The following is a 19,416-nucleotide window of genomic DNA, read 5'->3' as shown; positions in this document are numbered from 1 at the left end:
CGGTCGCCGGATCGCGCAGTGCGCAGCGCCTGCCGGCGAGGACGGCGAGCGCTCAGCCGCTCACCACCTCGTTCCAGCCGACGATCGCCACGCATGCGTGCCCCCGTTTCAGGGCGCTTCCACCGCGTACCCCAGCGCCTGCAAGCGCGCCAGATAGCCATCGGCCGCGGTCAGCCGGCTGATCGGCAGCACCGCGAAGGTGCTGCGATTGCGTTGCAGCGCGGTGGTGGCGATGCCCAGCCAGTGCTCGCGCATGCGCCGTTCCAGATCGTCGATCCCGCGCTTCCTGGCGGCGCCGGAACTGGCCATGGCACTCATGCAGGCCGCTTGCGGATCTTCGCGTGGCAACTGGCGCAGTGCCTCGATATCGCCCACCGACCAGGCGTTGGCGCGCTCGACCATCGTGGGCAGGTCGCGCTCGACAGTGACCAGGATGCTGCGAAAGCACGCGGTGTCGTCCATGCCGCCGGCGCGGAACTCCTTGATGGCCTGGCGTGGGTCGGCGATCTTATAATCCAGCGCGGTGGGGGTCGGCTTGATCCCGGCGCGCTTGGCGGCACGCTCCACCACCGACCAGATCACCGGCGAGCGCGCCAGGCCGGAACGCTTGATCGCTGCCTGATACAACTCCCCGGCGGCAAGCATCGGGCGCTTGCGCTCCACCCCGCGATCGCTGCCGAGATAACGCGCCTTGGCAACCGACCAGCGTGCATACAGCTCGGCCGGCAGCAGCTCGCGCAGCTCGCGGCCGTCTTCGTTCTTCATCGCCTTCATCGCCGAGGGCAGCAGGGTCAGTTTGCCGAAGAATCCCATGTCCGCATCGATCTGGACGGTCGGTGCCATCAGCACCTGCTGCGACTGGGCGATGATCGTTTCCACCTCGGTGGACTGCCACTGCAGCCGCTTCGGCAGCGGCGACACGGTGCCCAGGATCCACAGCACATGATCGCCCTTGCTGACCTTCCACAAGCCCGGGCCTGGCTGCACGCCGCGCACCACCATCGCCTCCAGCTCGACCACGGCCGGCGGTGAAGGCGCGGCCAACTGCGGCGTCGCGCCAGCGCTGGCCGCCGCCAGCAACGACACCAGCATCGCTCCCACGCCGCATACCGCCCGCTGGCCTCGCATCACGTCTCGCCCCCTGTGTGAGACGCGGACACTACGCCAAGCCGGCCCTGGCCGCGTTAGGGAAACGTTCGACACCGCCGTCGTCGCTGGCTCAGCGTGGCTCCAGGCTGGCCAGGTGCGCAGCCAGCGGCGAGGCGCCGTCGAGCAGTGCGAAGCCCTCCCAGACGAACCCCGGCGAGACCGTGCAGCCCACCAGGGTGAAATCACCCAGCGACCGCGCCGCCTGCCAGCACCCCGCCGGCACCACGTGCATCGGCTCGCCGCGCCCGGCGGCATCCAGGATCAGGCGTTGCAGCTGTCCACTGGCCTCGTCGTAGATCAACAGCTCCAGCGCATCGCCCTGCTGCCAATGCCAGCTTTCTTCCGCATCCACGCGATGCCAGGCGCTGGATTCACCGGCAGCAAGCAGGAAGCGGATGGCAGTCAGCGCCGGGCGCGGCTGGCCGCCATCGGTCACCTGGCGCGCGGACGCATACACCCGACGGAAATGCCCGCCCTCCGGATGCGGGGCGAGTTCGAGCGAACGGATCAGGGTGGCGGCGGTCGGATGCATGCGTACATGCTAAGCCAGCCAACGCCGCGCGTGCATCACGGCAGATGCTTGCCCGCACGCAGGCAGGTGCGGAAGAACACCAGCAGGTCCCAGCTGTAGCGCTTGAGCAGACGACGCGGCTCGTTGAGCAGCCGGTACATCCACTCCATATGCAGGCGCCGCACCCAATCCGGCGCACGTTTGGCGGTGCCGGACAGGAAATCCAGCAACGCACCGACCCCGAAGACCAGCGGCACGTTCAAGGCCTGGCCATGATCCAGGATCCAGCGCTCCTGCAGCGGGTTGCCGAAGGCCACCAACAGCACATCGGCGCCCGAACGATTGATGCGCTCGGCCAGGCCCTCGCCGGCGGCGGCAAATTCGCCGTAGCCGTCGCACATGCCCACCACCTGCTGGCCCAGGGTGCCGGTCAAGGTGGCGGCAGCGGTCTTGCCCACGCCCGGGCGACCGCCGAGCAGGAAGAACTTGAGCGGCTGCGCCGCTTCCCGGCACAGATACGGAATCAGGTCGGTGCCATTGAGGTTGCCGGCAAAGCGGCGGCCATGGATCAGGCGGGCCGCCAGATCCATGCCGATGCCGTCATTGACGATGCGCACGCTGGGCTCGCGCATGCGCAGCCGCAGTGCCTGGCACTGCACGATGAAATTGGTGTTGGCAAAAAACACCCGGCGTGGTTGCCGGGCGGCCAATGCGTGAAACAACTCCAGTGCAAACGCTTCCTGCGTGGTGGAGAGCACCGGAAACCCGCCAAGCGGAATCACCACGCCTTGCGTGGCGGCGCTGGCGGTTGCTGTCGTCTCCGTATCCACGTGCCGGCCCTGCATCATCGAATCACCAAAGGTCGTAAGGAAACGCGGCCAGCAGCCCGGCCTGCAGTTTTTCCAGGTCGAAGTCGCCGTTGCCACCGAGCTGCAGGCATTCTTCCACGCTGTTGCCGGAGTGCCACTGCATGCGTCCGGTGCCGTTGTAGTAGTCGTCGTACTTGAAACGATCCTCGCCGTTGCCCCAGTCCAGGTACACCGCGGGAATCCCGTAGGCCTCGGCAAGAATCAACCCGTGCAGCGAACTGCTGATCACCAGCTCGGCACCCAGCAGCGCACTCATGAACGTCGCCGGCTTGACGTTGGGAAACACCAGATGATCGGCGTACGCGCTGTACTTCTCGACCGGCTCGTTGAAATGCGGAACGATGGCGAAGGGGCGCTTGTTCGCCGTTCCCAGCGCATCGGCGGGGAAGAACATCGGCGTCAGCAGACCGGGATCGCCATACACCTCCGGTACCGCGATCCCGCGATCGAGCAGGAACTGCCGCGTCTTCGGCCCACGCACTGCACGCACATCCAGCGTGCTGAAGGTATTGCGCTCGGCGGGAATCTTGCCGTTGATGCCGCTGCCCCAGACGGTGTCGCCGTCCTTGGCAAAATGCAGCACCGAACCGATGGCGATCAGTTTCTTGCTGAGATCGCGCTTCTCGATAAGCGTCTTGTCCTGCAGGGAGAGCACACAGGACACAATCACCTTGGACAGATGATCGCCCATGTTGACGCCGGCGTTCTTCGGCTGCCACCAGAACAAGGCACGGCGTTCCGCATGTTCGATCCATTTCTGCAGCAAAGCATTGGCCATAACGAGCAGTCTCCTTCTAAAGTTGGGTGCGCCGCATCAGTGCGAGAGCGCGGCCTCGGAAGAAGCACGCACAGCTGCGCCATCTGGCTGCGGGTACAAACGGGTTTCCGGGTACGCACCGGGATTGAGTACGCGGTCGGTGGTGTCGGACCAATTCAGGCATTGGCGGTAACGCACGCGCGGTGCTTCCAGCGCGAGACTGATGGCCGCAATGACCGACTCAGCATTGCCGGGAGTGTAGCCGAAACGCGATTGATACGGCCCTACGACGGCATTCGGACACACCGCAGGCAGGCCGAAGAAATCGTATTGCAACAGCTTCATCGAACTATCGGCCAGATACACCGGCACCTGCTCGGACGCGTAAGGTGCGATCCCGAAACGGGCGTGCTTGATGTAGCCGATGGTCTCGGCGTGCTTCATCTCGCCATAGACCACCACGTTGTCGCCGTAACCGGGGTGCCGGCCCATGCCCGAGCCGATCACATGGAAGGTGACCTGCGGGAACGCCTTGCTGGCCACCACGAAGAACTCCGGATCGAACAACATCGAGCCCACCGCGACTGCATGGATGCCCTCGCCATACGGCGACGGGTCGCCCAGCTGATCCAGGTTGTGGTCCACCCCGTGACCGACGTGGTACACGTTGTCGCGGCTTGCCACTTCCTCCGCCATTGCCGGCGACACCAGTGCGATCACATCCAGCGTCGGTGCAACCCGGTCGAACTCGCGTTCGATATAGGACGCGACGTTGATCGTGCTCAGGCCATCGGAGGCGCGATAGACCAGCTTGGCTGCCGGATTGACGCGCTTGGCCAGCTCGATGAAGGCCACCGCGATACCGCTTTCGAACACGATCACATCCGCCTCGCGCATCCAGTCCAGCAACTGGCGCGGCGGGTGCGCGGCATACCACCGGAACATCGCATCTTCGACAGCGCGCAGCCAGGCGCGGCGCGTGTTGAACGGATGCACCGTCGTGCGCCACAGATAGCATTCCACGCCCTTGTGCGAGACCACGGTGTTTGCGGTGTCGTCCAGCGGCAGCCGCATATCGCCCTTCATACGCGACAGCCGGCTATAGCGCAGCGAGAAAAACCGCGTGGTGCCGCGTAGCGCGAGCTGATCGGTGATGAAATGGATATTGGCGCGCCGTGGCGTGCGGTAATCGTGGGCGGACAAGACCAGATAGCAAGGCCGGCGAATGCCGGAAGCGGCGGCGGGTGTATCGCTCATGGGCCGTGTCCTATAAATGAGTGGGGGAAAGCATGCACGAACGCAGGCGAAGGCAACGTCGATCTCATTGGCGTGCCTTGGCCTGCTTCAGCAACTTGCGGATATTGAGGATGGCAACCACGTCGCGACGGAATGCCGGCCAGATCGCCAACGCCAGCAGGCAGACCGCCGCCATCGTGGCCGCACCGACGGCCAGTTGCTGCCATAGCGGGCCACCGACGGTGATGGAGGCGTAATACGCGCATCCCCCCGCCACGCCATACGCAGTCATCGCGCGCACCGCATTGGTGAACAGCGCGCCCACCGGCGCGTCGGAGATCTTGCCGACCCAGACCAGCGACAACGGCCAGGTCACCAGCAGACCGAACGAATAGCCGATTGCCACGCCCATCGCGCCCCAGCGCGAGCCGACGAAGATGCAGCCGATCAGCACGATGCGGCTCGCCAGCGAGAACAGCAACTGCGCGCGCATCAGGCCCCTGGCAAGGAACACCCAGTAGGTTGCATAGGACGCCGTCTGGAAGATACCGCCCAGCGTCAGCACCTGAAACAGGGGCACGGCCTCGCGCCACTGCTCGCCGAGCACCAGCACGATCAGCGGCATGGCCAGCGCACAGGCGAAGGCGAACAGCGCCACGATCAGATGCACCATCACCGTCTGCCCGCGCAGCAGGAAGGCGCTGAAGCGTTCGCGGTCGTCCTGCAGCTGCGACAGCACCGGCAACGCCACGCTGGTGGCAGGCGCGTTGATCTGGTTCAGCGGCATCATCAGCAACTGGAACGCGCGGTTGTACAGGCCCAGTGCGTCCGGGCCGGTACGCCAACCGATGATGACCTGGCCGACGTTGCGGCTGGCATAGCCCAGCAGCTGCGCGGCCATCAGGTTCCAGCCGAAGCTCATGAAGTCACGCATCGGCGCCGAGCGCTGATAGCCGCCCGGCAACCAGCGCGCGCAGCTGGCGGCGATGACCAGATTGACCACCGCCTGCACCACCTGCTGCACCACCAGCGCCCAGTATCCCCACCCCAGCAAGGCAGCAGCGACGGCCGCACCCAGGCCCAGCACCTGCGACCCCACATCGCTGAGCGCAACCTGGCCAAACCGCAATCCGCGGCTCAAATGCGCGCGGTACTGCGTGGTCATGCCATTGATCAGGAAGGTCACTGCCAGCGCCTGGGAAATCGTCACCAGCGCCGGTTCTTTGTAGAAGTTGGCAATCACATGGGCGGAGGCGTACACCACCACCGACAGCGACAAGCCAATGCCGCTGTTGATCCAGAACAGGTTGTCGCGTTGCTCGCGGCTGACATGCTTGGCCTGCACGGCAGCGGCAGACAGGCCGAAATCGCGCAGGATCTCGGCCGCACCGACAATGGCGGTGACCATCGCCATCAGGCCGTAGTCGTAAGGCGTCAGCAGACGCGCCAGCAGGATGATGCCGCCGAACTGCACGACCATCTTGGCCGACTGGCCGATCATGGTCACCGCTGCGCCACCGGCAGCGCGCGAACCGAGGCTGCGCTGTGGCGGCGGCGTGGGGGGATTCATCGTCGGGATCTCTGCGGTCACAGCGCGGCGTCTCCATCCTTGCCGAGCGCTTCCAGGTAGGTGCGGTAGTGCAGCTGCCCGATCCGTGGCCAGTCGCGTTGCGATAGATCCGGCGCCGCACCGCGCGGCGCGGCGCGTACCTTGTCCAGCATGCCGGTCAGCAATGCCGCATCAAATTCGCCCTCGTAAAGAAATACCCAGCCCGGACCGACTTCTTCGGCGATCGCCGCATTGGATTCGCTCCACGGCGCCAGCACCGGGCGTGCCAGCGACAGCGCCAGCAACAAGGTGCCGGAGTTGTGCATCTGCCGGTACGGCAGCACCACCAGCTCGGCCTCGCTGACCTCGCGTGCCAGCACCGGCTCTTCGACATAGGCCAGCAAGGCGCTGATGCGCGGATCCTGCGCGCAGGCCTCCTCCACCAGGCTGCGCATCTGCGGCGTGGCCGGGTTGCCGACGATACGCAGCTTCAGGCGCGGATCATCGACCTGACGCATCACCTCCAGCAGCGTCTCTACCCCCTTGTACGGGCGAATCAGGCCGAAGTGCAGCAGCCGCCCCGGCACCGGCGTGCCCTGCGGCATCTGTGCAAACCACTCGCGATAATGGCCGTGCAGGATGGTGTCGGTGAACGGCGGTCGCGGCGGCGTGGTTGCGTTGATGCGGATCCAGCGACGCGTCAGCCGATCGATCCAGCGCAACAGGCCGCGCTCGCGCCAGCCCCGATCCTCGTGCGGCGCCAGGTTGTGCAGGGTGCGCACTACCGGCGTGCCGGTCAGCTGCAGCTTGAGCAACAACAGCGCCGCACACATCTGCTTGGCCAGGGTGCCGACAGAACTGGGATGGCGCAGCAGGTATTCGGGCCAATGCAGATGCAGCACGTCGTAGCGCGACAACAGCGCATCGCGCATCGAAAAGAAGCGCGGCTGCACTGCATCGGGCAGCGACGCGTACAGCTGGGTCAGATACGGGTTGGTGCTGGCATTGGGCTTTTCGGTAGAGAACAGCACGGTGACCTGTGGCTGCGCGGCCGCCCGCGCAGTCGCTGCCGATGCAGGCGCGCTCATCGCACTGCCTCCTGCGGACGACGGGTGCCCAACGCGGTGTGGTATTCATCGACGTAGCGCCCGACCACATGCTTCCAGTCGTAGCGGCCCACGTAGGCCATGGACGCTGCGCGACGCGCGTCGAAATCCACGTCCGCCTGCAGCGCAAGCGCCTGCACCTGGTCTGCGGCCGCATCGATCCTGTCGCGGTTGACGATCACGCCCTGCCCCGATTCGCTGGCAAGGCGCACGAACGGCGGGATGTCGCTGAGGATGGGAATCAGGCCTGCACTCATCGCCTCGACCGCGGCGATGCCGAAGCCTTCGTGGCGCGACAGGCAGACGAAGAACTGCGCCTGCTGCATCAGGCTGCGCAGCTGCTCCTGCGAGGGCGACATGCTGAGCTGCACCTTGTCCTGCAGGCCCCGCTCGGCGATCGCCTTGCGCAGGTCGGCCTCGTTCAGATCGTATTCGCGCCCGGCGATGATCAACCGCCACTGCGGATCGCGCTGCAGCGCCGCCTGCAGCAGCTCCAGGGTTTCGATCAGGCCCTTGTTCACCGACCAGCGGCCGAAATACATCATGGTCCGCCCCGGCGTTGCTGCGCCCTGCCCTGCGTATTTCTCCACGTCCACGCCGTTTTCGATCACCCGCAGACGTGCCGGCGACACCACCTTGGCGAAGAGCTCGCCGTCATTCTCGCTGGTGGCGATCACCCGCGCATATGCCAGTGCCGAGGTGCGGGTGAGCGTCTGAAACCATAGTTGCTTCATCCGCGAGGCATATGCGGTATGGAAAAAGCCGCCGTGCGTGGACACCACCATCGGCTTGCCATGCAGCGGCTTGGTCAGTGCCAGATAGTCGTAGAAAAAATCGATGCCATGCAGGTGGACCAGGTCGGCCGAGCGGATCGCGCCCAGCACCGACGGCGCCAACGGATAACGCGAGGAGCCGCGATACCCGATGCGCCTGATCGGCAAGCCCTGATGCGTCTCCTGCGCCGCAAGCCGCGCACCCGGATCGGTAAACACCCGATCCAGGGTCACGATCTCCACCGTATCGGCGCTGGTGGCCTGATGCTGACGGGCCACATTGAGAACGACTTCTTCCATGCCTCCGATCGAAGGGTGGAATTGGCGGACGACATGCACCACTTTCATTACGCCAATCTCCTGTGCCAGCGACGCAGAGACATCTGCATGTTCGGCCAATCATTCTGGAAGCTCGTCATTTACGTTTCAATCCCAACATCCACGGCGCAATGCGCACCAGCACCGCGCGCATCGGCACGCTGGCAACGATAGCGAACGCACTCAGGCCCATTGCCCAGGCCGGGGTGCCGATCGTGCCAGGTGCGATCACGCCCGTTCGTGCCACCACACTGGTGAGCACCAGAAACACCAATGTGTGCGTGCACAGGATCAGCAGGGTATTGCCGCCGATCCACTGCAGCCACCGCCACTGCCGCACGAAGTAGGCCACACACAAGGTCATTGCAGTACCCAGCAGGCTGACCAGCAGGAACACCGCAGCGGAATGCCCGAACTGCAGATTGTTCACGTCCACCTGCCCGTTCCATCCGGCCAGCCACCACCACGCTGCCGCCAGCACCGGCAGGGCCAATGCCCAGACCGCGGCCCCGAGCGCGCGCAGTGCATCGGCATGGCGCGACAGCCATCCGCCCACGGCGATGAAGAACAGCGCAACGGGCACTACATCCAGCGCGAACGGGAGCCGCAGATGCAATGACGGAAACCAGCCCGCCCATGCCAATGCGAGCAGCAGACTGGTCGCAGCCAGGGCGGCCGTCGTCAGGCGCGTGCGCAAGGCGATGTAGGCCAGCGTAGTGACGAACAAGGCCGGCAGGAACCACAACGCCGGCAGCACGTACAGGCGCGTGCCGTTGGCCCAGAACAGACCGATGAACGGATCCCACCACGGCAGCACATGCGATGGATGCGGCGCGCGGCTGGTCACTCCCATCAGCAACCAGCAGGCGTAGGCCACCAGGAAAAACGCAAGGTAGGGAACCAGCAACGTGCGCGCCAATTTCCTGATCGTCGCCACCGTCATCGCGCGATGGCCGAAGCGCTCGCCGACCCAGCCGGACAGCACGAAAAACAGCGGGACATGAAAACTGTAGGCAAACAGTTTGTAGGCGGCCGGCATGCCGTTGGCATGCCCCAATACCACCAGCACGATGGCCAGTGCCTTCGCTGCATCGATCTGCCAATCGCGGGTCAATGCAGGCGCTGGCGCAGCCTTGGCCGCCAGGTCGCCGTGCCCGGCCGGGCTGGAATACGGTGCGGTGGTCATGCCGCAGCGCCAGTCATGCCGCCACCGGGCGGGCACCCAGGGTCCACGGCGCAAAACGCATCAGCACCCAACGCAGCGGCACGCTCGCAAGCAACGCAAACACCGTCACGAACACTGCCCAGCCCAGCCCGGGGCGCGAGGCACCGAATCCGCCGGCCAACGCTGCAACACCGGAAAGCACGAAGAACACCAGCATGTGAGTGCACAGGATCAGCAAGGTATTGCGGCCGATCCACTGTATCCAGGCCCAGCCCTGCACCAGCCGTGCCGCGCAGATCACCATCAATGAACCGAGCACCGCACCGAGCATGAACCCGGCGTGATTGCGGCCGAATTCCAGCATGTTGACGTCGATCCGGCCATTGCGATCGGCCAGCCAGGCCACCGGCAAGGCCAGCAGCAGCGTCACCAGCGCACTCACCGGCAAGGAAGTCGGCAGACGTGCGGAAATGTGGACCAGCAAGGCACCCAGCGCGTAGAAGCACAGCGACACCGGTAGTACGTCCAGGCCGAAAAAAAGTCGCAGCTGCTGGCCCGGAAACCAGCCCATCCAGCACCAGGCCAGGGGCAGCGACGCCACCGCGATCAGCACCGGCGGCATCCAGCGGCGCAGCACGAAATAGCTGAGCACCGTCACCAGCATCACCGGCAGGAACCACAGCGGAGGCTGCACGTACAGATCGGGGCCAATACCGGTGAACATCGCCACGATCGGCTCCCACCACGGATGACTGCCCCACCGCGCCGCCTTCTCGCCGATATTGCGCGTCAGCAACCAGTAGGCGTAACCGAGCAGATAGAACGTCACATACGGCAGCAGCAGGCCGCGCGCCTGCTTGCTGATCGTCTGCGCCAACCCGGTGGTCCGCGACGCATAGCCGGACGCCAGCCAGCCGGACACCATGAAGAACAGCGGCACATGAAAGCTGTAGGCAAACAGCGTCATCGCATGCGGCACGCCCTTGGCGTGGCAGAACACCACCAGCAGAATCGCCAGGGCCTTGGTGGCATCAATGCGCGGGTCGCGGCTGCGCCCGCCGTTGGCAACGTGCAAGCCGGCCACCGGTGCAACCGGCTGCGGTGCGTGCGTTGCCGCCACACTCATCGTGCGCCTCCCGCGGGCAGTGGCAATCGTGCCTCATCGTCGGACGGATCCTGGCTGGTCTGCTGCGCAATGCTTGCAGCAGACCAGGTCGGCCGCATGTGCCACAGGCAGCCGCACACGAACCACCACAATGCCGAGGTCTTGATCGAGAAGTAACCGTTGGACACCAGCAAGCTCAGCGCGAACGCAAAGATTGCCAGGTTCTTGAACAGCTGCCCTTCCTTGCTCGGCATCAACAACAGGAACGAATACGACAGCAGGAACGCAAGCACGCCGACGATCGACTGGGATGCGATGAAGTAGGCGATGCCGCTGTCGAAGTAGCGGTACGCCTGCGCAAAATCCAGGCCCATCCATGAGTTGAAGGACAGGTTATTCATCGAATTGACGGTGAAGAAGACCCGGCCCATCGTGTTGTCCTGATAGGCAGTGATCCCGGTGATCCACACCAGCAACCATGCGGTCATGATCACGACCAGGAAAATCAGGAAGGCCAGGCGTTGATCCAGGCGTTTCAGCAGCGGCGACAGCAGCACCATCAGCACGCAGGTGCCCGCCGCAAGCCGCCCATCGGAGGCCACGATCATGAAGCCGATCAGGCCGACCGACAGGAGCAGCATCGCCGGCCGCATCCAGCGCCAGAACACCAGCACGATCGCGGTAAAGAAGCAGATGTAATTGCCCATGGTCACCGGCTCGATGAACATCGAGGAGGCGCGGGGAAGATTGGAACCGGGCAGGAAGTTGCGCTCGCCCGGTCGCGTGGCGCTGACGAACAGGTTGCTGTCTTCGTTCCAGAACCCCTCCGCGCTCATGCCGCGCGCGTTGACGAAGAAGCTCTTCGGGTTGACCAGATCGCCGTAGACACTGGGCGTGGCCAACTCGAACGCCGCGACCAACGACACGATGATGGTCATGCGCACGAACAGCTTGGGCACCGACCCGGTATAGGCCGAACCAAGCACCACGAACGCAAACACCACCAGCGCGTCGCGGAAGAACTTCGGATCGACCTGCCAGTTCACCAGGAAGCGCACGAACATCAAGGTGACGATCAGGCCCAGGCCGCTGATGATCAAGGCGATGCGCTTGCGGCTCATCGAGCCAAGGCCGAGCAGGAAGCACGCGGCATAGACCATGAACTCGACCGCGTAGGTGATCACCGGACGCACGGTGAACACATTCGCATTGATCAGCGCCAGCACCAGGTTGTAACCGACGCCGACCAGCAGCGTCAGTTCAATCAGCAGGTTGTGCCAGCGAACGCGGGCCTCGTCGCTCATTCGGATCAGCATGCAGACGCCTGCTTGAAAGGGGCGGCTGCAATGCAGCCGCCCGCGGCGCTCGGCGCGCCAGGTCGCACACTCCCCGCCATCATCAGTACGCGGTCTTCTGTCCGAGCACACGTACTGCGGTCAGCACGATGATGCGGATATCCAGCCACAGCGACCAGCGACGGATGTAGTCCAGATCGTACTGGATGCGCTTTTTCATCGTGCGCAGCTCCGGGGTTTCGCCACGGAATCCATTGACCTGCGCCCAACCGGTGATGCCCGGCTTGACGTAATGGCGCTGCATGTAGTGATTGATCAGCTTTTCGTAATGGGTGTTGTGTTGCGCCGCGTGCGGACGCGGACCCACGATCGACATGCTGCCACCGAGCACGTTGAAGATCTGCGGCAACTCGTCCAGGCTGCTCCGGCGCAGGAACGCCCCGAAACGGGTGATGCGGCTGTCGTTCTTGGTCGCCTGCTGGATGGTGGTGCCATGATCGTCATGCACACGCATCGAGCGGAACTTGAACATGTAGAACTCGCGACCGCCCAGGCCATGACGACGCTGGCGGAAGAATACCGGACCCGGCGAACTCATCTTCACACCGACCGCAATCGCTGCCATCAGCGGCCACAGGCCCATCAGCGCGATCACGGCCAGGATCTTGTCCTGCAGTGCCTTGGCGACCACGAAGTAGTTGTCGCGGTCCACACCACCCTGGCGCAGGTTGATCACCGGCACATTGCCGATCTGCTCGCCGGACTGGTTCAACAGGCCGAAGTCGAACAGATCCGGCACCAGCTTCACGTTGATCGGATACCGATCCAGGCGCTGCAGCAGCTGCTTGATGTGGTCACGCTCGCCCAGTGGCAGCGAGATCCACACCTGCTCGACCTGGTTGTCCTGCAGATACTCGATCAGCGCATCCGGATCGCCCAGGCACGGCAGCGACTGACGTTGCTCGGTCACCGCGATGTCGTACGGCGTGCGGAAATAGCCGACCAGGTTCATGCCGACCCAGGGATTGCGACTGAGGTAGTGATTGATCTTCATCACCGGATGGCGCAGCCCCACCACCACCACCCGCTGCACGTCCACACCCTGGGTGCGCAGGTGATTGAGGAAGCCGCGCAGCACCGTGCGGGCCGCCACCAGCGAGGCCAGGCCACCGACGAACCACAGGCCGATCCAGCCGCGCGACACCTGCTCGCCGACCTGCACGATCAGTGCGTGCACCGCAAACAGCGCGAACACGCCGCCGAACGCGCCGCCCAGCACCATCAGCTCGCTCAACAGCCCGCGACCGCGCCAGCTGCGATACAGCGGGAACAGCGCAAAGCAGATCACCGAATACAGCAGCGTGGTGGCAATGGCGACCCGGTACGGTGCCGCAGGCACCCAGGAACCGAAGACGATGCGATAGGCGATCAGCCCGGAAGCCACGACCATGGTGAGGTCGAAGACACGCAGGACCAGGTCGGCTGCAGCCGAATACTTGGACAACAATCGCGGCGAGGATGTCGTGTAAGTCGCGCTACTCAAGTCTGCCAAAAGCATGGGGATGTCCTCCAAACTCGATACGGTGCATGCGGGGGAACATACGAATCGCACGCGAGCTTTCAATCATCTCCGTCGAGCGATCACCGCGGTAATACCTACCGACCCCAGATCGCACGACAGCCCTTTGTTTCAACAGAGACAAACTTTCAAACGAAGGAGCCCGAAACATACGGGATCCAACCTTTTCCACGCTGAATCAGTTGTCACTTCAATTAACCCATCGTTGTGCAACACCACGATGTCAGTCCAACCGCGCCTGCGCTGGCGTGCCTCGCAGGAAGTAGCGCACCAGAGCCACAGCCACGCCCAGGAATACGCCAAAGATGAAGCCCAAGGCGAGGTTCAATTTGAGTTTCGGCGAAGTCTTAGACGTAGGCACGTCTGCGGTGTCGATGATGGTCACGTTGTTGGCGCCGACGTTGCTCGCCACACCGATCTCCTTGTAGCGCTGCAGGAGCGCATCGTAGAGCTGGCGGTTGGTATCGACGTCGCGCTTGAGCATGTTGTAGCGGATGCTGCGGCTCTGCAGGTCCAGCTCATCGTTCCGCAATCCGGCGATGCGCTGGTTGAGCAATTGCTCCTGGTGCACCGACGCGTCGTAGGTCGCCTTGAGCGACTGGCGGATATTGATGACCTCGCCATTGATCTGGCGGCGCGACTCTTCGATCTGCGCCTTCAGGCGCTGCATTTCCGGATAGTCCGGTTTGAAGGTCGACAGCTTCTGCTGATACTCGGTGTTCAGGCGGATCTGCTCGCCGCGCAGGCTCTGGATCAGCGGGTTGCTCAGCACCTGCGGCAGCGACATCGCATCGCCGCTGCTGACCTGACGCCAGGCTGCCTCGGCCTTGATGCGGGTATCCTGCGCCGATGCCAGCATCGCATTGAGGTCGCTCAGGTTCTGGGCAGGAAGTGATGGCTTGTCATCGCCCACCGACACGATCTGCTCGTCGGTGGAATAGGTGACCAGATTCTTTTCCGAGTCCTCCACCTTGTCGCGCAACTGCTCCAGACGCTCGGCCAGGAACTTGGTCGCGAACGAAGACGCCTTGATGCGGCGTTCCTGCGTGCTGACGATGAAGACCTTGGTGTAGGTGTTGGCGATCTTGGCCGCCAATACCGGGTCCGGCGAATCGTAATTGACGTAGACCAGGCGCGAATTGAGGATCGGCTCGACCACCAGCCCGGCCAGCAGCGTATCGGTCAGGCTGCGCTCGATGATGGCTTGGCGCGAGTCGACCGACTTGCCGGCTTCCGGATTCTTGGCAGCGGCCTTTTCCAGCGCCTCGTCGACCTGCTGCTTGAACGCCGGCTCCTGGTCGAGCCTGGCCTCGCGGATCACCGCACGGGCCAGCGAACGGCTCTGCAGCAGCTGGTACTGGGTCTGGTAGAAATCGCGATCCTGCGGCGACTCCACCGGCATCAGGTTGTCGACGTTCACCACGTTGAGCGAATCACGCTCGATCTGCAGCGTGCTGGTGGCGCGGTATTTTTCCGGCATCAGCAGGGTGACGCCAAAGGCCAGCGCCACGGCCGCGACGGTGATCAGGATGATCAACCAGCGCTGCGACACCAGCGCGCGCCAGTAGTCGAGCAAGCCAACGTCGGCCAGCTCAAGATGCCCATGACGATGAGACGGGGAGGAACGATTGTCTGAATTCATACTCATCGGTAAGCGCGCCACACCATCACAAGGGGGGTCAGTTCCAACATGGTGCGCAGCCAGACGCGTGCGTCCGAGCGGTACACCACAACGATGTCGCCGCCGTAGATCTCAGGGTCCGGGTTGGCCCCCTTCTCGATCTGGGTCAGATCGAATCTGGCGATCATCTTTTGCCCGTTGACGGTGCGGAACACGATGACGTTGCCGCGGCTGGCCACCGTGCTCACACCCTTGGCCTGCGCAATGGCCTGCTGCAGGGTCAGGTTGGCGCCGATCACCGGGTAGATCCCCGGCTCGTCGACCGCACCGGTCACCGTCACCCGGCGACCATTGGACTCCTGCACGAACACCGATACCTGCGGCTGCTGCAGGTATCCGGCGGCGTAGCGGTCTGCCACCAGCTTTTCGAGCTCGCCGACGCCCAGACCGGCCGCCTTGACGTCGCCGATCAGCGGCAGCGAGATGTGGCCGTTCTGATCGATGCGGACCTGCCGCTCCAGGTCATCGACCTGGAACACCTTGAACAACAACAGGTCGCCTGGGGCGAGTCGATACTCCGGTTGCACTGCCGACATTGCGAGCGGATCCGGAAGCGGCAGGGAGTCCGCCATCTTCGGACCGGTGCTGCATGCGCCCAGTGCCATCGAGCAGATCAACGCCAGGCTGAGGCCTTGGCAGAATCGTCCGATCAGTTTTTTCATGCGTGTGGCTGGCTGCCTCGGTTGGGTGGGACAGGACCTCGCGCAGCATTCGACCGGCTAACACGCCAGCAAGAACGTACGACAGAGAAATTCATCCCAAGACGCTCGGGATCACGACAGGTGTGACGTGTTGCAGTGCACTATGGCATAGAACCAAGGCATCGCAAGACGCTGCTCGCCATTTTTTTGACGGCGTTGGCCTATTGATTCAAGTTCGTCGTTACACCGTTAACAAAACGTGATCCACGTACTAATCCAGCGCGACTGATTCAGAGCATTTTCGGACACTTAGCCACATTCCGTGACCCAGGTCCATGCGAGCGGGACCGCGATGAAACGGACGCGACCAGTGCTGTCATGCTGCTCTGCACTATGCCGATATGCATATCGTGTCACCCACATGACACGCCGCCGGCCGCATGTTGCGGCGCAACAAAAAAGCCCATGTCCGTAAAGACATGGGCTCTGTGTTTGGTCGGGGTAGCCGGATTCGAACCGACGACCACTAGTCCCCCAGACTAGTGCGCTACCAGGCTGCGCTATACCCCGAAGATGCTGCATCCGCCACGAGGGCGGCCTGCGATTATAGCGGCTTTGTGAAACGTTTTCCTAGCGGCGCAGCAGTTGCAGAACCTCTTCCAGTTCCATGCGCACCTGCTTGATGATCTGGTTGCTCAGTGCCGACTCGCTTTTGGCGCCATCGCCTTCCAGACGCAGACGTGCGCCACCGATGGTGTAGCCCTGCTCGTACAGCAGGCCGCGGATCTGGCGCACCATTAGCACGTCGTGGCGCTGGTAGTAGCGCCGGTTGCCGCGCCGCTTGACCGGTTCCAGGCTCGGAAATTCGGTTTCCCAATAGCGCAGCACATGCGGCTTGACGTCGCACAGCTCGCTGACTTCGCCGATGGTGAAGTAGCGCTTGGCCGGAATTGGCGGTAGTTCGCGATTACTGCCCGGATCCAGCATAAGCCTCCACCCGCTCCTTGAGCTTCTGGCCCGGACGGAAAGTCACCACCGTGCGCGCCGAGATCGGAATTTCCTCGCCAGTCTTGGGATTGCGACCGGGCCGTTGATTCTTGCGCCGCAGATCGAAGTTGCCGAAACCGGACAGCTTCACCTGACGGCCCTGCTCCAGCGCATCGCGCAGCACATCGAAGAACGCGTCGACAAATTCCTTTGCCTCGCGCTTGTTCAGACCGACCTCGTCGAACAGACGTTCGGCCATCTCCGCTTTCGTCAATGCCATGCCAATCCCCTGGTTACCGCCTCAACTCCGGATCCGGGCGCGGTGCTCGCGCTCGATCACGGCCACCACATCGGCAACGACTGCGTCGACGTCCCGGTCGGTGAGAGTGCGCGAGTTATCCTGCAAAATCAAGCCCATAGCCAGACTCTTGAAACCTGGCTCGACCCCTTGCCCGACATAGCGGTCGAACAGCTGCACCTCGCGCAACAACGGCCCGACCGTGGTGCGCACGCTGGCCGACAGGGCCGCCCAGCTCACCTCTTCCGGCACCAGGAAGGCCAGGTCGCGACGGACCGAAGGGAACCGCGACAGTTCACCGGCACGCGGCAACGCGCGTTGGACCAACGCGGTCAGTTGCAGCTCGAACGCGATCACATCCACATCGATATCCAAGGCCTTGGCCAGGCGCGGATGCACCTGCCCGATCCAGCCGATGCAAACGCCGTCGCGATGGATGTCGGCCGAGCGCCCCGGATGCCCGAAGGGCTGGGCGGAGGGCTGGAAGTCCAGCACCGCGCCGCTGGCCGCCGCCAGCGCCATCAGGTCGCCCTTCAGATCGTGGAAGTCCACCTTGCGCGCCGGCTCGCCCCACTGCAGCGCCAGGGCATCGCCACACACGGCCGCGGCGACATGCTGCGACTCCTGCGGGGCAGCGCCGGCCTCGGAGGCGGCAGCGAACACCTTGCCCAGCTCGAACAGGCGCACGCGGCCGGCCTGGCGGGCGGCGTTGCGGCCCAGCGTCGCCACCAGGCCCGGCAGCAGGCGCGGACGCATGATCGCAAGCTCGGCACTGAGCGGATTGGCCAGCGGCACCAGGCCATCGGTCAGCTGCCAGCGCTCCAGCAAGGTGGCGTCGACGAAGGCGTAATTGATGGTTTCCTGCAGCTCGCGCGCCACCAGCTGGCGGCGCACGCTGAGCTCGTCGAGCTGGGTCTCGCTCGGCATCGCAATCCGGCTTGCCCCGCCCGGCAGCGTGGTCGGCACGCGGTCGTAACCGTGGATACGCGCCAGCTCTTCGATCAGATCCTCTTCGATGGCGATATCGAAGCGACGGCTCGGCGCCATCACCTGCCAGCCTTCTGCTACCGCCTCCAGCTGCATGCCGAGCGCGCCCAGAATGCGCACGACCTCGGCATCGTCGATCCGGATACCGAGGACGCGCGCGATCCGCGCACGCCGCAGCAGGATCCGCGCCGGCTGCGGCAGATGCTGCGGCAGTTGCGCATGCACCACCGGGCCCGGCGTGCCACCGGCCAGCTCCAGCACCAGCCGCGTCGCCACTTCGATCGCCTGCGGCGGCAGCGCCGGATCCACACCACGTTCGAAGCGATGACCGGCATCGGTATGCAGCCCGAGCTTGCGGCCACGGCCCATGATCGCGGCCGGATCGAAATACGCCGACTCCAGGAACACGTTGCGCGTGGTCTCGGTGACGCGCGTGTCCAGCCCACCCATCAGGCCGGCCAGCGCCACCGGGCGATCGGCATCGGTGATGGTCAGGAAACTGTCGTCCAGCGTGACCTGCCGCCCATCCAGCAACGCCAGCTGCTCGCCGCCGCGCGATCGGCGCACACCGATCGGGCCCTGCAGCGTATCCAGATCGAACGCATGCATCGGCTGGCCAAGCTCCAGCATCACGTACTGGGTGATATCCACCAGCAGCGAGACCGGACGCACGCCGCTGCGGCGCAGCCGCTCGGCCAGCCACACCGGCGTTTTCGCGGCCTGGTCGATGCCTTCGATCACGCGTCCGCAGTAGCGCGGCGCCTCGCTACCGGCATGCAACTCCACCGCCAGCGTGCGCGTGGACACCGGCGCCACGACACCGGCATCGAAGGCCACCACTTCGCTGGCGCATGCCGCCGCCACGTCGAAGGCGATACCGCGCACGCTGAAGCAATCGGCACGATTGGGCGTGAGCTTGATCTCGATGCTGGCATCGGGCAGCCCCAGATACTCGGCCAGGGCTTGGCCCACCGGCGCATCGTCCGGCAGCTCGAACAGGCCGGACGCGTCGCTGTCCAGCCCCAGTTCCTTGGCCGAGCACAGCATGCCGTTGGACGCAACCCCGCGCAGCTTGGCCGCGGTGATGGTCAGTTCGCCGATCTTTGCACCGACCAGCGCCAACGGCGCCACCAGACCGGCACGCGCGTTGGGCGCGCCACACACGATCTGCAGCAGCTCGCCCTGCCCTGCGTCGACGCTGCAGACCTGCAGACGGTCGGCTTCCGGATGACGTACCGCCTCGACGATACGCGCCACCACCACCTGCCCCAATGCCTGGCCCAACGACGTGACCTCTTCGACCTCCAGACCGATCGCCGTCAGCGTCGCGGCAAGCTCGTCGCGGCTCGCCTGGATGGGAACGTGGCTGCGCAGCCAATTTTCAGAGAATTTCATGAGGAGCCGGGAATC

General features: G+C 64.3%; 17 protein-coding genes and 1 tRNA gene. All 18 read right to left on the bottom strand.

Annotated elements, in window-relative coordinates; translation table 11 throughout:
• Nucleotides 1-108 precede the first annotated feature (108 nt).
• Nucleotides 109-1,128 (bottom strand): TraB/GumN family protein, encoded by a 1,020-nt coding sequence (locus EO139_RS13860; protein ID WP_164739850.1) that lies wholly within the window; start codon nt 1,126-1,128, stop codon nt 109-111.
• Nucleotides 1,129-1,219: 91 nt separating this feature from the next.
• The gene (locus EO139_RS13855; RefSeq protein WP_104582019.1) at nt 1,220-1,681 is read right to left on the bottom strand and encodes a cupin domain-containing protein; all 462 of its coding nucleotides are present in this window, start codon (nt 1,679-1,681) and stop codon (nt 1,220-1,222) included.
• Nucleotides 1,682-1,716: 35 nt separating this feature from the next.
• Nucleotides 1,717-2,508 carry a WecB/TagA/CpsF family glycosyltransferase gene (locus EO139_RS13850; RefSeq protein WP_119131349.1) on the bottom strand — a complete coding sequence of 264 codons (792 nt, stop codon included), beginning with the start codon at nt 2,506-2,508 and terminating at the stop codon, nt 1,717-1,719.
• A gap of 4 nt (nt 2,509-2,512) precedes the next feature.
• Nucleotides 2,513-3,307, bottom strand: a complete 795-nt coding sequence (locus EO139_RS13845) for a polysaccharide pyruvyl transferase family protein (RefSeq protein WP_104582017.1) — start codon at nt 3,305-3,307, stop codon at nt 2,513-2,515.
• Nucleotides 3,308-3,343: 36 nt separating this feature from the next.
• Nucleotides 3,344-4,543, bottom strand: coding sequence for a glycosyltransferase (locus EO139_RS13840; protein ID WP_104582016.1), 1,200 nt, complete (start codon nt 4,541-4,543; stop codon nt 3,344-3,346).
• 64 nt (nt 4,544-4,607) lie between these two features.
• Nucleotides 4,608-6,092: a lipopolysaccharide biosynthesis protein gene (locus tag EO139_RS13835; RefSeq protein WP_104582221.1), complete on the bottom strand. Its 1,485-nt coding sequence runs from the start codon at nt 6,090-6,092 to the stop codon at nt 4,608-4,610.
• A 17-nt stretch (nt 6,093-6,109) separates the two neighbouring features.
• Nucleotides 6,110-7,159 (bottom strand): glycosyltransferase, encoded by a 1,050-nt coding sequence (locus tag EO139_RS13830; RefSeq protein ID WP_104582015.1) that lies wholly within the window; start codon nt 7,157-7,159, stop codon nt 6,110-6,112.
• Nucleotides 7,156-8,298, bottom strand: a complete 1,143-nt coding sequence (locus EO139_RS13825) for a glycosyltransferase family 4 protein (RefSeq protein ID WP_126971072.1) — start codon at nt 8,296-8,298, stop codon at nt 7,156-7,158. The genes EO139_RS13830 and EO139_RS13825 overlap by 4 nt, the downstream gene beginning before the upstream one ends.
• Nucleotides 8,299-8,365: 67 nt before the next feature.
• A complete protein-coding gene (locus EO139_RS13820) occupies nt 8,366-9,454 on the bottom strand; it encodes an acyltransferase family protein (protein ID WP_119128567.1) in 1,089 nt (362 codons plus the stop codon).
• 13 nt (nt 9,455-9,467) lie between these two features.
• Nucleotides 9,468-10,559 (bottom strand): acyltransferase family protein, encoded by a 1,092-nt coding sequence (locus EO139_RS13815; RefSeq protein WP_126971070.1) that lies wholly within the window; start codon nt 10,557-10,559, stop codon nt 9,468-9,470.
• Nucleotides 10,556-11,842 (bottom strand): polysaccharide biosynthesis protein GumE, encoded by a 1,287-nt coding sequence (locus tag EO139_RS13810; RefSeq protein WP_164739166.1) that lies wholly within the window; start codon nt 11,840-11,842, stop codon nt 10,556-10,558. Before EO139_RS13810 ends, EO139_RS13815 begins: the two co-directional genes overlap by 4 nt.
• Before the next feature lie 94 nt (nt 11,843-11,936).
• A complete protein-coding gene (locus EO139_RS13805; protein ID WP_104582011.1) occupies nt 11,937-13,391 on the bottom strand; it encodes an undecaprenyl-phosphate glucose phosphotransferase in 1,455 nt (484 codons plus the stop codon).
• Nucleotides 13,392-13,635: 244 nt separating this feature from the next.
• The gene (locus EO139_RS13800) at nt 13,636-15,075 is read right to left on the bottom strand and encodes a GumC family protein (RefSeq protein WP_104582010.1); all 1,440 of its coding nucleotides are present in this window, start codon (nt 15,073-15,075) and stop codon (nt 13,636-13,638) included.
• Nucleotides 15,057-15,755 carry a polysaccharide biosynthesis/export family protein gene (locus tag EO139_RS13795; protein ID WP_164739129.1) on the bottom strand — a complete coding sequence of 233 codons (699 nt, stop codon included), beginning with the start codon at nt 15,753-15,755 and terminating at the stop codon, nt 15,057-15,059. Before EO139_RS13795 ends, EO139_RS13800 begins: the two co-directional genes overlap by 19 nt.
• Nucleotides 15,756-16,227: 472 nt before the next feature.
• Nucleotides 16,228-16,304: transfer RNA gene (locus EO139_RS13790), tRNA-Pro, on the bottom strand.
• Between the two features lie 60 nt (nt 16,305-16,364).
• Complete coding sequence (locus EO139_RS13785; RefSeq protein WP_005995911.1) at nt 16,365-16,721, bottom strand: MerR family transcriptional regulator; 357 nt, start codon at nt 16,719-16,721, stop codon at nt 16,365-16,367.
• Entirely contained in the window at nt 16,702-17,001 is a 300-nt protein-coding gene (locus EO139_RS13780; protein WP_002811076.1) for an integration host factor subunit alpha, read from the bottom strand. Before EO139_RS13780 ends, EO139_RS13785 begins: the two co-directional genes overlap by 20 nt.
• 21 nt (nt 17,002-17,022) lie before the next feature.
• Nucleotides 17,023-19,401, bottom strand: coding sequence for a phenylalanine--tRNA ligase subunit beta (pheT, locus tag EO139_RS13775; protein WP_126971068.1), 2,379 nt, complete (start codon nt 19,399-19,401; stop codon nt 17,023-17,025).
• Nucleotides 19,402-19,416 lie beyond the last annotated feature (15 nt).

Origin of the sequence: Xanthomonas sp. BRIP62411, from assembly GCF_003993525.1 — a bacterium.
In the GTDB taxonomy this organism is placed as follows: domain Bacteria; phylum Pseudomonadota; class Gammaproteobacteria; order Xanthomonadales; family Xanthomonadaceae; genus Xanthomonas; species Xanthomonas euroxanthea.
Note: the sequence above shows the minus strand (reverse complement) of the source record. Positions and strands in the feature narration are given on the sequence as shown.